Genomic DNA, 14,377 nt, shown 5'->3' on the forward strand with positions numbered 1-14,377 from the left:
TCATGAAGCCCGATGCCCAGCGCGTTAAACAGTTCCTGCTCAGCCTGCAGGATAATATTTGCCAGCAACTGTCTACCGTAGACGGCGCTGAATTTGTTGAAGATAACTGGCAGCGCGAAGCGGGTGGCGGTGGACGCAGCCGGGTGCTGCGTAACGGTGGGATTTTTGAACAAGCGGGCGTAAATTTTTCCCATGTCCATGGTGACGCGATGCCAGCTTCGGCAACGGCACATCGACCAGAACTGGCCGGGCGCAGCTTTGAAGCCATGGGCGTGTCACTGGTAGTGCATCCGCTCAACCCGTACATTCCCACCAGTCATGCTAACGTGCGGTTTTTTATCGCTGAGAAACCCGGTGCCGATCCGGTGTGGTGGTTTGGCGGTGGCTTTGATTTAACGCCCTACTACGGCTTTGAAGAGGACGCCGTTCACTGGCACCGCACGGCGCTTGAGCTGTGCCAGCCGTTTGGCGATGACGTTTACCCGCGTTACAAAAAGTGGTGCGATGACTACTTCTTCCTTAAGCATCGCAACGAACAGCGCGGCATCGGCGGACTGTTTTTCGATGATTTGAATACCCCGGATTTCGACTACTGTTTCGACTTTATGCAGGCGGTTGGTCAAGGCTATACCAACGCGTATCTGCCGATCGTTGAGCGGCGCAAAGCGATGAGTTGGGGTGAGCGCGAGCGTAACTTCCAGCTTTATCGTCGTGGGCGCTACGTGGAGTTCAACCTGGTGTGGGATCGCGGCACGCTGTTTGGTCTGCAGACCGGCGGGCGTACAGAATCCATTCTGATGTCGATGCCGCCGCTGGTGCGCTGGGAGTATGACTGGCAGCCGGAAGCGAACAGCCCGGAAGCCGCCCTTAGCGAGTTTATTCAAGTCCGTGATTGGGTGTAATTGCCTGATGGCGCTACGCTTATCAGGCCTACAACCCGTAGGCCGGATAAGACGCAAAGCGTCGCATCCGGCACAATAATCTCATCACGCCCACTGGCGCATACGCTGATGCAGCGTCAACGACGGCTTCTCAGCAAACAGCTGCTGGTAATCGGTGGCAAATTGTCCTAAATGCCAAAACCCCCACTGCATCGCGGCATCTTTTACCGTCGTACTCTGCGACCACGGGCTGATAAGCTCACGGCGCACCGCGTTCAAACGAATACGTTTTAGCCAGGCATTCGGCCCAATCCCGAGGATTGCGTGGAAGGCATTTTGCAACGTCCTTCGGCTGACATGCAGCTGATTGCACAGGTCGAGCACGGTCAGCGGCTCCGACATGTTTTCCAGCACATATTCGCGCGCACGCGACAGCAGCCGACGATAACTCTGATGGCTGATACTCTCGGCAGTAATTATCGGTTGAGCGTCTTCCAGCAGGGTGCCCATCGCCAGCAGCAGGTTATCCCCTAACACTTTGCGCACTGCAGGTTGGCGAAGATTCTCAGGATTCTCGCTAAACGTTGCCAGCGCCTGTTGCACAAAACCCCACAGCGCAGCTTTATGTTGTTCTTTCACTTCCAGCGCCGACTGGTTGCGTAGCATATGCAGCACCCTTTCCGGGTTGTGCAGGAAGTTAGCCTGACGGGCGATCGCCTCTTCAGAGATCACGACGCCAAGAATGGTGTAGTCATCCGGCGTACTCAGTTCAAACTCCGTCCCGCCCGGACGGGTCGCAATTTCAGCACTGCCCAGACATTGGGTGCCGATAAACCCCTGTTCGCCGCGTGTAGCCGGAATGCCAAACCAGAATGAATTTGGCCAGACGAGACAGGACTGACGCAACGCCAGCCCGGTGTATTCACGGAACACCTGAATATCATCAAGCAGGATTTCGGTGAACTCGCCATGAAATTTACCAGGATGCAGCTGGTCGTAGATCTGCTGCCAGGCGGTAATGGTCAGCGCGTGCTCATACACATCCGTTGTTCGCCGCTGATGAACGTTGTCCACTTCCACTTTCGGCGTAAGTTTAACGTCTTCGGGTAATACTTCATGATAAAGATGGTGCAGGTTTGCAGTACGTTTCTTTTTCATGACCTTTGAAGCCGGAAGCTTCACCGAAGCCCCCGGCCCTCCGACAGGTTAATTTTTTAAGCGATAGCGACTACTGCGTTTACGCAACGCTCCGGCAGAAAAGAGCTGTTCCAGCGCAATTCTGGCTTTATCAAGTGACCAGCCAAAATGCGCGGCCACTTCCCCTGCCGTCATTCCCTGACGGACCGATGTTAACAGCGCCAGTAATTCATCAGAGGACTCAGAGGACACCGGTGTTTCCTGCGTCTTCTCTGGTTTCACGTCTGATGTCACTTCCGGCTTCGGTTCTGGTTTCTTCGGTTCTGGTTTTTTCGGCTGGCGTGTAAAACCGCCGATCAGCCACTGGGTGTCATCATCCGGCCGCCCAATCTCCTTGCGGCTAACAACACGACCTGTACGCTGTGCGGCTGCGCTTCCAGCATCCAGCGCTGCACGACATGCGGCCAGATCGCCTTCCACTACCAGCGTCAGCCTGCCAGGATCGAGCACTTGGTGGCTAAGCAAACGCACGTTCGCGGCTTTCAGCATGGCATCCGCCGCGTCTACGGCTGCCACCATGCCTTCCACTTCCAGTAATCCCAGTGCATTGATCATTGCAACCTCTCTTACGCGCGCTGGACTGGATTACGGGCAATATCCAGAACAGCATCGGCGAAGGCGTTACAGGCAGCTTTACAGGCGGCCTGGCTACCGGTTAAGAATGCCGCTGAGTAGTTGGTTTCTGACGGTGGCGGCACATAGGTAACAATCTGTACATCGGCAGATTTCAGCGCGGCATCAATCCCGTATGTCGCTTCTAATGGCGGAGCCACCAGATACGCCATCGGATCGCCCAGTACGCATCCCGCGGTGGCGGAAAGATACGAACCGGTACGCGATACCACGTGGGCCAGGAAAGCCGTATTTTCTGCATCATTGGCCCACTGGAAGGCGGCGCCATTTTCAATATTGGCAACCATCGCATCCAGACCTGCACGAACTTCCGCCGGGTTAGGTCCACCGAGCATAATCAGCACTTCGCCTGCTGTTGGAGAGGGTCCGTGCGCCGCACCGGCATACAGCGAACGGCCATAAACCACTTCGACCATCGCCTGTTTTGTCGCTTCGTCTGCGGCAATATACGCCACGTCATCAGAATCTGCTGTGATGAGTCCGAGGCTACGTATATGTGGCGGTAATTTAAGTTCGCGGGCAAAACCGTCATTTACCGAGGCAATCACGCGCATAGCGGTGACTGAAGGTCTAATCAAATCTAATGCTGGCATGATGCCTCCTTAACGGGTCATGTTGATGCCGGATGCTTTTTGCTCCAGCATGCGTTTGGCCAAATCCACGATTACCGCAGCCGCTTCAACCGGTGGCGTACCGCCCTGGTGAATGTTGGAAATACAGGTTCTGTCGGCTTCAACGGTGGTCGCTACGCGCGGTGAATAGACCGCGTAGCAGGAGAGACTTTCCGACTGGCCTAATCCCGGACGTTCACCGACCAGCAGGATCACCGCTTTCGCTCCCAGCAACTCACCAATCTGATCTTCGATTTTCACGCGGCCATAGCGGACAAAGAACGGCGTGCCAACCTTCAGCCCGGCCTGCTTTAAGCCAGACAACAGCGGTGGCAGGATCTCTTCGTAGTTGGCGGTGATGGCATCTGTAGACAGGCCATCAGAGACAATCACCTGGACATCCGGGTTCGCCACGCACTGGGACTTCAGCGCTTCAATCGCTTCCGCACTCAGACGACGGCCCATATCCGGGCGGGTCAGGTACAGGTTTTTGTCACTGATTTCCGAGCGCACTTCCAGCAAACCTTGCGCTTTCACCCACTCTTCCGGCACTTCTTTCAGCACGGTATCTTTCGAGCGTGAGTGGTCAGCCAAGAAGCGCAGCAGCGCCTGGGTGCGCGGACGCGGGCCAGCTCGACCGGTACAGACACGTGCAGCGGTGCTGCGACGCAGTTCCGTCAACACTTCCGCGCGGTGTGGATTTTCAACACCAATCCACGCTTTCGCTTCGGCTGAACCTAAATCCATGGCACAGCTTTCACCCGTTGGTGCGGCGCACTGCGTGGTGCTGCATTTCGCTTCCGCTGACGGTGCTGGAGCCTGCGGCTGTGACTCTCCCATTGACGCCATTACGCTGCGTACAATTTCTTCAATCTGTTTTTGATCCATCGTGTGTCATCCCCGCGTCATCAGAAGAACAGTGACGGATCGCCCGCCCGTTTGGTCAGGCGACCGTTTGCCATAATGCCCATGTTTTCCAGCCAGCGTTCAAACTCCGGCGACGGACGCAGGTTCAGCAACTGGCGCACAGTCGCGGTGTCGTGGAACGCGGTGGTCTGATAGTTGAGCATGATGTCGTCACCGAGCGGCATGCCCATGATGTAGTTGCAGCCTGCAGTGGCGAGCAGAATCATCAGGTTTTCGTTGAGGTTCTGGTCAGCATCGGCATGGTTGGTGTAACAGCAGTCACAGCCCATCGAAATGCCGCTCAGTTTCCCCATGAAGTGATCTTCTAAACCGGCACGAATAATCTGGCGGTCATTGTAGAGATACTCTGGCCCGATAAAGCCGACAACGGTATTCACCAGGAACGGATCGTAGTGGCGTGCCAGCCCGTAGTTACGCGCTTCCATCGTCACCTGATCGGCACCGAAGTTAGCGCCAGCAGAAAGCGCAGACCCCTGCCCGGTCTCAAAGTACAGGCAGTTTTCCCCGGCGATACGGTTGAACTCAGCGCCCACTGCACGCGCCTCGTCCAGCATCGCCAGCTCAACGCCGAACTCTTTCAAGCCTTTCTCGCTACCGCAAATACTCTGGAAAATCAGCCCGCCCGGCGCGCCACGACGAATCGCTTCGATCTGCGTGGTGACGTGCGCCAGCACGCAGCCCTGGGTAGGAATGTTATATTTGTCGATCACGCCATACACGGTGTCGAGTACGCGGCTTAAGTTCTCCACGTCATCGGTTACCGGGTTAACGCCGATCACCGCATCGCCCGCACCGAAAGAAAGTCCTTCGTAGATTTGCGCGGCAATACTCTGCACATCGTCACGGGTGTCGTTCGGCTGCAAACGGCAGCTGAAGGTGCCCGGCAAGCCGATAGTGGTGTTGGCTTTTTTGATCACCGGCATTTTTTTGCCGCCGTAGATCAGGTCCGCGTTGGAGCAAATTTTTGCCACCCCAGCGACCACTTCTGACGTTAACCCTTTGCGCATAAACGCAATGTCATCGACAGAGGTTTCATCACTCAACACATACTCGCGCAGCTCACTGATGCTCCAGTTTTTGATGCGGTTATAGGCCGTTTCGTTGACGTCATCCTGAATCAGACGCGTGACGCAGTCCTCTTCATAGGAAATCACCGGGTTGTTGCGGATATCCGCCACCGTCATTTCCGACAACACCTGTTTGGCCGCCACGCGCTCCTGTGAGCTTGTCGCGGCGACACCTGCCAGCACATCCCCCGAACGCAGTTCGTTGGCTTTGGCCAGCACCTCTTTTACATCCTTAAACTGATAAACATTGCCGAACAATGTGGTCTTTAGTTTCATAAGTCGTTCCCTCAGGAAGGAAATGCGAGTGATTTCACCGTCACCGGCACAACCGATCCGCCAAAAAGAGGCGTACCAATGTCGATATAGTCCCCCGCCCGAACAATCACCTCATCGATGACCGCCAGCGGGTGTTGCTGTAACTGTGGGCGTAACAGCATGCCCAGGGCTTTACCAAAATCCTGCTCGGCTACCACCAGCAGGGGATGCGGATTCGGATAACGCGCGACAAAGGCCAGCAGCGCGTCGATGACCGTTAACAGCGCGGCGTAGCGCACCGGCAGTGACCCGGGCAGCGCCAGCACATAGGCGTCTGTTTTCGGGTCAAGATCGAGCTGCATCAGCGCCTGCTGCCAGGCCGCCACCAAATCAGCTTCGTCAACCGGAATCGCCACCGGCAGATTGCGCAGCGGAAGCGCCACGCCTTCCAGCCAGATGGTGCTGCCCGACAGCGACAGCGTGTGCGCCCCGGCGCCAATCACCGTGGCGCGCACGGTTTGCGCCGGGAACTGCACGTTCATCTCACGCAAGCGCGGATGTTCATGCAGCGCCGTCGCCAGCAGCGGTCCAATGTCAGAAAAACAGAACGGATCGGCAGGCTGGTTGCGGTAGCACTCGCCCACTCCTCCGGAAAGCGTAATCACATCCGGTTTCACGCCCACAGGCAGTAAACCGGTTTGCATCAGCGCCTGCGCCAGGGCAGAAGGCGTGCCGTCAATCACTTCCACGATCAGATTCGCCATTCGCCGCGCGATCTGGACAAGCTGTGCGGCATTAAGCGTTCGAGCGTCGGTACCGGCACCAAAAACCTCGTCGACGATCATCTGTCCCGGCTGATGCGCATGGACCACACGCCCCTGACCGTCAGTTTCCAGCAGTCGTCCCCCGACGTTCAGGCACGCAGAGCCGCTGACCTTTCCGGCATCAAACAGTACGTAGTTTGACGTCCCGCCGCCGATGTCGATATTCAGCACGCTGCACAGACGCTGCTCAGACAGAGTTTGTGCACCGGCACCGTGACCGGCAATCACCGATTCCAGGTGCGGACCGGCACTGGCCACCACGAAGTCACCCAGTGACTGGGAGAGCGCCATCACCGCCGGACGGGCGTTGCGGGTTTTCGCGCTTTCTCCGGTGATGATGATCGCGCCGGAATCAACCGTTTCCGGCACAATACCCGCCGCCTGATACTGGGCCAGGATCAGCGCTTTAAGTTCAGCTTCCTTCAACCCGCCCAGCTTATCGACGGGTGTGAAGAAGACCGGGCTTTGCCAGCTAATTTCGCGTTTGATAAATTCGTAGCGCGGCACCTGCGACACTGCCGCACGGTTAACCAGCTCAAGGCGGGAGAAAATCACCTGAGTGGTGGTGGTGCCGATATCGATACCGACGCTCAGTAGCTGGCGAGTATTCACGATTGCGCCTCCGCTTTTGCTTCTGCAGTTTCCGCGTCGACGACGGCCGGAACGTTTTCGTCTTTTGGCACCAGCATCATCGCCACGCCAATCGCCGTCACGCCACCAATCAGCTTGCCGACAATCATCGGGAAGATCATGGCGTTCATGTTCGCTGCGGCAAAACCTAAGTGGTCGCCCAGAGCGAAGGCTGCAGAGACCGCGAACGCGCAGTTGATCACTTTGCCGCGGGTATCCATGTTTTTCATCATGCCGAACATCGGGATGTTGTTCGCCAACGTTGCCACCATACCAGCAGCGGCGATATTGTTGATTTTCAGCAGGTTGCCGACACTCATTAGCGGTTTTTCAAACCAGCGGGTCAGCAGCAGTACCATCGGGTAGGCACCCAGCAGCACGCAGGAGATAGAACCGATCACTTCGATGGCGCGCATCACTTCGCCGGGCTTATCACCCGCAGACATGAAGATAGGATCGAGACCCGGGATCAGCTCCCAGCCAAGCAGGAACTTAATAACCGCCGCCGCCAGGCCGATGGTAATCAGCGCCACCAGGAACTTGGCGAAGATCTGGAAGCCGTTGATCATTTTTTCCGGGATAAATTTCAGCCCCAGCGCCACCAGGATGGCGACGATCAGCACCGGAATCATGTTCATCAGGATCAGCGCGAAGGTGAACTCCACCGGTTGCCCGTTGATTTCAACCCCGGAGTACATTGCCACCAGACCGCCTGCGATACAGCCAACCGGAATGGTCACGATACCGGCCAGTACGCCCAGTGCCAGATAACGACGGTCAGACGGTTCAATAATTCCCAGCGCAACCGGGATGGAGAAGACCAGCGTCGGCCCCATCATTGCCCCGAGGATCAGGCCAGAGTACAGCCATGCAGCCACATCGCCGCCTGCCAGTTCTTTCGCCAGGAAGAAGCCGCCCATATCACACGCCAGCAGCGTTCCGGCAAACATCGACGGGTTCGCGCCCAGCATTTCATACAGCGGAATAATTACCGGTCCGAGCACATGCGCCAGTACCGGCGCCAGCGCAGTCATACCGACCATCGCCAGACCCAGTGCGCCCATCGCCATAAAACCTTCTTCAAACTGACCGCCCGATCCCTCGATGCTCTTACCAAACTTACCGAGGAAACGCGCTGAACCGCCGAACTGCGACAGGATCCTGTCCACGGCGGCAATCAGCATAAAGAACATCATGATGTACATGATGATTTCGTTAATTCCCATAGCCCTATCTCCATTTGCCAGGTGTTTTGTCGGCCTGATAAGCGCAACGCCATCGGCAATGATGTCGCGTTGTTGCTGGATGGCGGTGCGAACTCCTTATCCGGCCTACGTCCTGGTATGCTTTATTGTGCCGCCGCGTACAGGTCGATAATCTGTTCCTGCGTGGCGGTTCGTGGGTTGCTGCGTATACAAATATCGTTCAGTGCGGCTTGCGCCCAGGTACTGTAATGCTCAGGTTTCGCGCCCACGTCAGCGAGCCGTTTGGTCTGGCCCACTTCGGCTATCAGCTCGATTACCGCGCTGATCGCGTCACGATCGTCTGATTTCTTATTGGTTAACGCCCGCCCGATGTGGCTGAAGCGTTCACGGCACACCATGCGGTTAAACCCCATCACCGTAGGAAGCAGCATGGCGTTAGCCTGTCCGTGCGGGATGTGCAGCGCAGCCCCCGGCTGGTGCGCCATCGCGTGGCACAAGCCCAAACCTGCGCTGGAAAAAGCCATCCCCGCCATGCAGGAAGCCAGTAACATGCTTTCGCGCGCGGCCAGGTCATGGCCGTAACCCACCGCTTTCGGCAGCGATTTGCCGATCATCGCAATCGCGCCAATCGCCAGGCTGTCCGTAAACGGCGTCGCGTTCAGCGCGCTGTAGGCTTCCACTGCGTGGGTCAGCGCATCGATGCCGGTCATTGCCGTCACGTGCGGCGGTACGCCTTCCGTTACCGCCGCATCGAGAATGGCGACGTCCGGCATCAGCGTGGCGTGGGCCAGCACTTTTTTCAGTCCGGTAGCGGCGTCGATAATCACCGTGACGTTGGTGGTTTCTGACCCGGTTCCGGCGGTGGTTGGCACGGCAATCAGCGGCAAACGAGGACGCAGCACGCTGTTCTCCGTCATGTCTGCCAGCGTCTGCGTTGGGTTGGTTACCAGCAACGCGACAGCTTTGGCGGCATCCAGTACCGAGCCGCCGCCGAAGGCCACGACACCGTCACATTTTGACTCGCGCAGCTGTGCCACCGCCGCGCAAACGTCAGTGATGCACGGCTCACCGACCGGGCACGGCCACAGCGTCATCGCCACGCCTTTCATCGCCAGGCTGCGTTCCAGTGAGGCGGTCATTCCCGCCTCATGCAGGAAGCTATCCACCATAACGAACATGTGCGTCAGCCCGCGCGTTTGCGCTTCCTGCCCGCAGGTGCTGAGCGCCCCCAGTCCACATAGCGTGACCGGTGGAACGCTGAACGTTTTTACGCGTTGCAGATTCAGGGCATCGAATGCCTGAAAGAGCGCGGTCTGCAATTCAGCTTGCATAGATTCCTTCCGCTTTTACTTTTCCGCTATTGGCAATCGCCAGCGGGGTCATAAACAGACTGTGCTGCGGTAAATGCACCTGCAGCTCCGGGAAACGCTTACGGAACAGCTCATCAACCCCCGGCTGCATACAGGACCCACCGGCCAGCCATAAATCCCTGACGCCCTGCCCGGCAATATGGTGGGCGACAATTTCCGCCATCTTTTCGTACACCGGCTTCACCACCGGCCAGATTTCTTTGCCGTTGCTGCGCTTGTACTGTTCGGCCTCTTCCAGCTGAATACGACGATTCCCGGCCAGCGTCAGAGAAATATGATGCCCGCCGGTCGCTTCGTCGGCGGAATAGGTCACTTTGCCCTGCTTCACGATGGCAATACCGGTCGTCCCACCGCCGATATCCACCACGCCTGCGTTATCCAGCTGAAGCAGATCCGCCACAGCCGTGGGCTCATCCAGCACATGGCTAACCTCAAGTCCGGCAGATTCCAGCACGTTGATGGAGATACGCGGATCCGTTCCCGGCGGGAACGAGGTTGCCGCATGGGTAAAGCGGCAACCCAGTTGTTGTTCGAGCGTATCGAGATGGCGACGAACAATGGTCACGGCACCGAAAAAATCCCAAACGATGCCGTCACGCACGACGTCGGCCCAGTCCAGACAAACCGCAACCGGCTGTCCTTCACTGTCGACAACCATCGACACCACATCACAGGTCCCCAAATCAATGCCCAACCACAGCGGTGAATCACTCGCGGCAGGCGTCTGGTTACACAGCGTTGCTGCTTTTTGCAGTCTGGGTGTGAGCCACAGTTGTTCGTCATGCGCCATCTCTTTCACTCCTTATACGATGCGAAACGCATCCACCAATACACAGCGACGCAGGCGGACAAACGTGCGCGCACTGGTCACCCCTTCCCCGGTTGGCGTAGTAATGGTCATGGTGGTCCAGCCTTCGCCGCCAAGCCCAAGACCGGCAATACACGGTCCGTTCTTGACGAAAATGCTGGTGTCGATGGCGTTAGCCATACGGTTCATGTTGTCGATGTTGCGTGAGTGCATCGCCGCCGTATGGTGACAACCGCCTTCAAGGGTGACCGCCAGCGCAATGGCTTCGTCAACGTTAGCCACCCGCACCACCGGCAGCACCGGCATCATCAGTTCAGTCACTGCAAACGGATGTGTGGCTGAGGTTTCGACGAACAACAAGCGGGTTTGCTCCGGGACATTCAGGCCGATCGCCGCGGCGATTTTGGCTGCATCGCGTCCGACCCAGTCACGGCTAACCGTGCCTTTACCGCGTTCATCGACGTTTTTCAGCAGCACCGGCTGCAGTTGTTCAGCCTGGGCGGTGGTCAGTTTGACCGCGTGCTGACCTTCCATCAGACGCATCAGCTCGTCAGCAACGCTATCCACGACGATCAGAACTTTTTCATCGGCGCAGATGATGTTGTTATCAAACGACGCACCTTTAACGATGGACTGCGCGGCGCGCGCCAGATCGGCGGTTTCATCCACCACCACTGGCGGGTTACCCGCACCTGCAGCAATCAGACGTTTGTTGGTGTGCTTACGTGCAGATTCCACCACCGCTTCGCCGCCGGTCACCACCAGCAAGCCGATGCCTGGGTACTTGAACAGACGCTGAGCGGTTTCGATATCCGGATTGGCAACGGTCACCAGCAGGTTTGCCGGACCACCCGCAGCGACTACCGCCTGGTTAAGCAAACCGATCGCACGCTGAGAAACACCTTTTGCAGCCGGATGCGGCGCAAAGACCACGCTGTTACCCGCCGCAATCAGGCTGATGGCGTTATTAATGACGGTCGCGGCCGGGTTGGTTGACGGCGTTACCGATGCCACCACGCCCCACGGCGCGTTTTCAATCAGCGTCAGGCCGTTATCGCCGGTCAGTACCTGTGGAGACAGGCATTCCACGCCCGGCGTGCCGCGTGCCTGCGCCACGTTTTTGGCAAATTTATCTTCAACGCGTCCCATGCCGGTTTCACTGACGGCAAATTCCGCTAATTCTCTGGCGTGTTTTTCGCCTGCTTCACGTAGAGCCGCGATGGCCAACTGGCGCATAGCGACGCTTTTCAGCTCCTGCTGTGCCAGTTTTGCTGCCGCCACTGCGTCATCCAGGGAGGCAAAGACGCCCATTTCTTGAACGGCACTGACGGGTTGGCTGCTGTCTTTCATTTTCAGCAGCACCGCTTTCACGACCTGTTCAATATCCTGTTGATTCATGATTTTCTGCCTTATTTATGGAAGATCACCTGACCACCTGCCACCACTTCATCGACAATGCCAATCACGCACAAATCGACAGGCGATGAGTCACTACTGTGCGCCTGGCGGGCAGAGCTTCCACTGACCAGCAGCACCCACTCTCCGGTTCCCGCCCCGATGCTGTCGGTAGCAACAGCACACTGCCCGTCGGAATTTCCCTGGGCATCAATCATTTCCACCATCAGCAACTTGTCGTGCGCGAGCCCCTGATGGCGTACGGTACAAACAATTTGTCCTGTGACGATTGCCAGTTTCATACCCGCCTCCGTGGCATATTTCAGGTAAAACCTCCCCCTACCCTCCGCAGAAGGTAATGTGAAAAGGAGAGAGGGTGACGCCAGCTTTCTCTTAACAATCCAGTGGCGTCACATGGACGACTTACATATCGCTGCTGTCGCCTTTGAAGCTGATCGGGAACACTTCTTCCAGATCGCCATGCGGACGCGGGATAACGTGTACAGAAACCAGCTCACCAATACGCTGCGCAGCAGCAGCACCGGCATCCGTAGCTGCTTTGCAAGCGGCCACATCACCACGAACCATGGCAGTACACAGGCCGCCACCGATCTGCTTCACACCAACCAGTTTCACGCGTGCCGCTTTAACCATTGCGTCAGAAGCCTCAATCAGTGCAACCAGGCCCCGGGTTTCAATCATTCCTAATGCTTCCATTGTGTTTTCCTCTTAGTAGAAGGGGTCCAGAACGGGACCTAAACAACCAGTGTTTGCGAGGCGCTTTCACGACTCATTTCAGTCTGACGCGGCACAGCTGCCACCAACGCCAGTTCGATAATTTCCTGCACGCTACAGCCGCGAGAGAGGTCGTGAAGCGGTGCGGCAAGTCCCTGAATTAAGGGGCCTACGGCACGATACCCTCCCAGGCGCTGGGCGATTTTATAACCAATATTACCTGCCTCCAGCGACGGGAAAACCATCACGTTGGCATTGCCCTGTAGCGGACTGGCGGGCGCTTTTTGCGCGGCGACATCCGGTACAAAAGCGGCATCAAACTGCAGTTCACCGTCGACGGTAAGCTGCGGGGCGCGTTCACGAACGATATCCGTCGCCTGCTGCACGTTAGCGACGTTGGGATGACGGGCACTGCCATTACTTGAAAACGACAGCATGGCCACGCGCGGCTCTTCACCGGTAATCGCCTGCCAGGTTTCCGCGCTGGCGATGGCAATATCCGCCAGCTGTGCGGCGGTCGGCTGCGGCACCACGCTACAATCGGCAAATCCTAATGACGGTCCGAGATACTGCGGCAGCATCAGGAAAATCGACGACAGCGTTTTGCAACCCGGCTGTAAGCCAATAATGCGCAATCCTGCGCGCAGCACGTTTGCCGTTGACGACAGGTTGCCAGCAATACAGACATCGGCTTTACCAGCACTGACCATCGCGGCGGCAAACATCAGCGGATCGTTGAGCTTCTCCTGCGCATCCGGCGGTGTTTTTTCGCCCGCACGGGCCAGCCAGCGCAGGGCAAACTCTTCACGCATCTGCACATTGCTTTGCGGATCAACAACCTGAATACCGTCCATTGCCACACGGTGGCTCAGGGCAAACTGGCGCAATGCAAATGGGCTGGCGACGAGAATGGGGCGAGCCAGACCGTGCTGATGCAGGTAGTTCGCGGCTTTTAGCACCCGGACATCCAGCGCATCCGGGAACACCACCCGAGCAGGTGAGCGTTTGGCGAGTTGGCGAGCGCGTTCAATGATCATGACTTCTCCCCTAATCGCTGTTGGATTTGGTTGACGCTCAGTGGATGCTTCGCCACGCTCAAAATCATCATCACGTAAACCGTACTCGAAAGACGGTTTAGCGCCTGCAGGATGTCTGGTCGCAACACGTCAAAACCACGGGTGATAAACACCTGCGCCGCCACCGTTTCCGTTTCACGGACTTTGGTGCGCAGCAAATTAAGCAGTGCAGCATCACGACCATGGCTGGCTTCCGGCACCAGATGGTCGTGGTCCAGGTAGCGCAGCGGTTGATGCGAGAGCCGGTGTAAATCTCCGTCGCTTAAGCCAACAATGGCCTGCGCATCCAGAGGTTCGTCCATGGCGTCGGCGCGCATAATGTTGCCTAAGCGCGAGCGGATATCCGCCAGCCACGGCTGCCACGGTTCGGCCAGTTCAATCTGTAACCACACGGCCAGCGCAATGGTGCTGTCCAGCGCCGCGCGAAATCCCAGGCGCGGGTCACTTTTGGCGACCATTTTGTCCGCTGTCAGATGCGTCAGCGTGTCAGGTTTCTTCGCCACCGGTTGATGACACAGCTCGCAGCTCGCCTGCGGGTGTGCATCGCTGCTGGTTAAACCATGCACCGGCTGCGGCTGCTGCTGCTCGTCGTCGATAAACAGGCTTCCCTGCTCATCGATAAACTTAATGCGCAGTCGACGACTTTCCAGCAACTCCCGGGCAGACGGCGTCAGGCGAGCGTCAGCGGGGAGATGAATTTCAGCCCCTTCGCTGAGCGTATGATTCGCTCTGAGCCATGCTTCGGTAATGAAATCCTTCATAC

Annotated in this window: 15 protein-coding genes; 1 reads left to right on the plus strand and 14 read right to left on the minus strand. The window is 57.3% G+C overall.

Going from position 1 to position 14,377, the window contains the following annotated elements; all coding sequences use genetic code 11:
* Positions 1-2 precede the first annotated feature (2 nt).
* The gene (gene hemF, locus IMQ48_RS13700; RefSeq protein ID WP_196209472.1) at positions 3-902 is read left to right on the plus strand and encodes an oxygen-dependent coproporphyrinogen oxidase; all 900 of its coding nucleotides are present in this window, start codon (positions 3-5) and stop codon (positions 900-902) included.
* Positions 903-986: 84 nt separating this feature from the next.
* Here hemF and eutR read toward each other — a convergent pair whose 3' ends face one another.
* The 14 genes from eutR to eutT form a co-directional block, all read right to left on the minus strand.
* Positions 987-2,039, minus strand: a complete 1,053-nt coding sequence (gene eutR, locus IMQ48_RS13705; RefSeq protein ID WP_196209473.1) for an HTH-type transcriptional regulator EutR — start codon at positions 2,037-2,039, stop codon at positions 987-989.
* A 48-nt stretch (positions 2,040-2,087) separates the two neighbouring features.
* On the minus strand, positions 2,088-2,633 hold the full coding sequence (locus tag IMQ48_RS13710; protein ID WP_196209474.1) for an ethanolamine utilization microcompartment protein EutK: 546 nt from the start codon (positions 2,631-2,633) through the stop codon (positions 2,088-2,090).
* A gap of 11 nt (positions 2,634-2,644) precedes the next feature.
* Entirely contained in the window at positions 2,645-3,304 is a 660-nt protein-coding gene (gene eutL, locus IMQ48_RS13715; RefSeq protein WP_096756235.1) for an ethanolamine utilization microcompartment protein EutL, read from the minus strand.
* A 9-nt stretch (positions 3,305-3,313) separates the two neighbouring features.
* A complete protein-coding gene (gene eutC / locus IMQ48_RS13720; RefSeq protein ID WP_196209475.1) occupies positions 3,314-4,210 on the minus strand; it encodes an ethanolamine ammonia-lyase subunit EutC in 897 nt (298 codons plus the stop codon).
* Positions 4,211-4,230: 20 nt separating this feature from the next.
* Positions 4,231-5,592, minus strand: a complete 1,362-nt coding sequence (gene eutB / locus IMQ48_RS13725) for an ethanolamine ammonia-lyase subunit alpha (protein ID WP_096756233.1) — start codon at positions 5,590-5,592, stop codon at positions 4,231-4,233.
* 11 nt (positions 5,593-5,603) lie between these two features.
* Positions 5,604-7,007: an ethanolamine ammonia-lyase reactivating factor EutA gene (gene eutA, locus IMQ48_RS13730; protein ID WP_196209476.1), complete on the minus strand. Its 1,404-nt coding sequence runs from the start codon at positions 7,005-7,007 to the stop codon at positions 5,604-5,606.
* A complete protein-coding gene (gene eutH / locus IMQ48_RS13735; RefSeq protein ID WP_182269377.1) occupies positions 7,004-8,251 on the minus strand; it encodes an ethanolamine utilization protein EutH in 1,248 nt (415 codons plus the stop codon). The genes eutA and eutH overlap by 4 nt, the downstream gene beginning before the upstream one ends.
* Before the next feature lie 122 nt (positions 8,252-8,373).
* Positions 8,374-9,561, minus strand: coding sequence for an ethanolamine utilization ethanol dehydrogenase EutG (gene eutG / locus IMQ48_RS13740; RefSeq protein WP_115257818.1), 1,188 nt, complete (start codon positions 9,559-9,561; stop codon positions 8,374-8,376).
* The gene (eutJ, locus tag IMQ48_RS13745) at positions 9,551-10,390 is read right to left on the minus strand and encodes an ethanolamine utilization protein EutJ (protein WP_196209477.1); all 840 of its coding nucleotides are present in this window, start codon (positions 10,388-10,390) and stop codon (positions 9,551-9,553) included. The genes eutG and eutJ overlap by 11 nt, the downstream gene beginning before the upstream one ends.
* A gap of 12 nt (positions 10,391-10,402) precedes the next feature.
* Positions 10,403-11,806, minus strand: a complete 1,404-nt coding sequence (locus tag IMQ48_RS13750; protein ID WP_196209478.1) for an aldehyde dehydrogenase family protein — start codon at positions 11,804-11,806, stop codon at positions 10,403-10,405.
* Positions 11,807-11,817: 11 nt separating this feature from the next.
* Complete coding sequence (gene eutN, locus IMQ48_RS13755) at positions 11,818-12,105, minus strand: ethanolamine utilization microcompartment protein EutN (RefSeq protein ID WP_196209479.1); 288 nt, start codon at positions 12,103-12,105, stop codon at positions 11,818-11,820.
* A 121-nt stretch (positions 12,106-12,226) separates the two neighbouring features.
* Positions 12,227-12,520 (minus strand): ethanolamine utilization microcompartment protein EutM, encoded by a 294-nt coding sequence (eutM, locus tag IMQ48_RS13760; RefSeq protein WP_135324804.1) that lies wholly within the window; start codon positions 12,518-12,520, stop codon positions 12,227-12,229.
* 38 nt (positions 12,521-12,558) lie between these two features.
* Complete coding sequence (pta, locus tag IMQ48_RS13765; protein WP_196209480.1) at positions 12,559-13,575, minus strand: phosphate acetyltransferase; 1,017 nt, start codon at positions 13,573-13,575, stop codon at positions 12,559-12,561.
* Positions 13,572-14,375: an ethanolamine utilization cob(I)yrinic acid a,c-diamide adenosyltransferase EutT gene (gene eutT / locus IMQ48_RS13770; RefSeq protein ID WP_196209481.1), complete on the minus strand. Its 804-nt coding sequence runs from the start codon at positions 14,373-14,375 to the stop codon at positions 13,572-13,574. Before eutT ends, pta begins: the two co-directional genes overlap by 4 nt.
* Between the last annotated feature and the right edge of the window lie 2 nt (positions 14,376-14,377).

Source organism: Citrobacter sp. Res13-Sevr-PEB04-36 (assembly GCF_015672735.1).
Taxonomy (GTDB): Bacteria; Pseudomonadota; Gammaproteobacteria; order Enterobacterales; family Enterobacteriaceae; genus Citrobacter.

What these genes read in the sequence shown, in the direction of transcription:
- hemF (WP_196209472.1), top strand. Translation starts at nt 3, where the DNA reads ATGAAGCCCGATGCCCAGCGCGTTAAACAGTTCCTGCTCAGCCTGCAG.
- eutR (WP_196209473.1), bottom strand. Translation starts at nt 2,039, where the DNA reads ATGAAAAAGAAACGTACTGCAAACCTGCACCATCTTTATCATGAAGTA.
- IMQ48_RS13710 (WP_196209474.1), bottom strand. Translation starts at nt 2,633, where the DNA reads ATGATCAATGCACTGGGATTACTGGAAGTGGAAGGCATGGTGGCAGCC.
- eutL (WP_096756235.1), bottom strand. Translation starts at nt 3,304, where the DNA reads ATGCCAGCATTAGATTTGATTAGACCTTCAGTCACCGCTATGCGCGTG.
- eutC (WP_196209475.1), bottom strand. Translation starts at nt 4,210, where the DNA reads ATGGATCAAAAACAGATTGAAGAAATTGTACGCAGCGTAATGGCGTCA.
- eutB (WP_096756233.1), bottom strand. Translation starts at nt 5,592, where the DNA reads ATGAAACTAAAGACCACATTGTTCGGCAATGTTTATCAGTTTAAGGAT.
- eutH (WP_182269377.1), bottom strand. Translation starts at nt 8,251, where the DNA reads ATGGGAATTAACGAAATCATCATGTACATCATGATGTTCTTTATGCTG.
- eutG (WP_115257818.1), bottom strand. Translation starts at nt 9,561, where the DNA reads ATGCAAGCTGAATTGCAGACCGCGCTCTTTCAGGCATTCGATGCCCTG.
- eutJ (WP_196209477.1), bottom strand. Translation starts at nt 10,390, where the DNA reads ATGGCGCATGACGAACAACTGTGGCTCACACCCAGACTGCAAAAAGCA.
- IMQ48_RS13750 (WP_196209478.1), bottom strand. Translation starts at nt 11,806, where the DNA reads ATGAATCAACAGGATATTGAACAGGTCGTGAAAGCGGTGCTGCTGAAA.
- eutN (WP_196209479.1), bottom strand. Translation starts at nt 12,105, where the DNA reads ATGAAACTGGCAATCGTCACAGGACAAATTGTTTGTACCGTACGCCAT.
- eutM (WP_135324804.1), bottom strand. Translation starts at nt 12,520, where the DNA reads ATGGAAGCATTAGGAATGATTGAAACCCGGGGCCTGGTTGCACTGATT.
- pta (WP_196209480.1), bottom strand. Translation starts at nt 13,575, where the DNA reads ATGATCATTGAACGCGCTCGCCAACTCGCCAAACGCTCACCTGCTCGG.
- eutT (WP_196209481.1), bottom strand. Translation starts at nt 14,375, where the DNA reads ATGAAGGATTTCATTACCGAAGCATGGCTCAGAGCGAATCATACGCTC.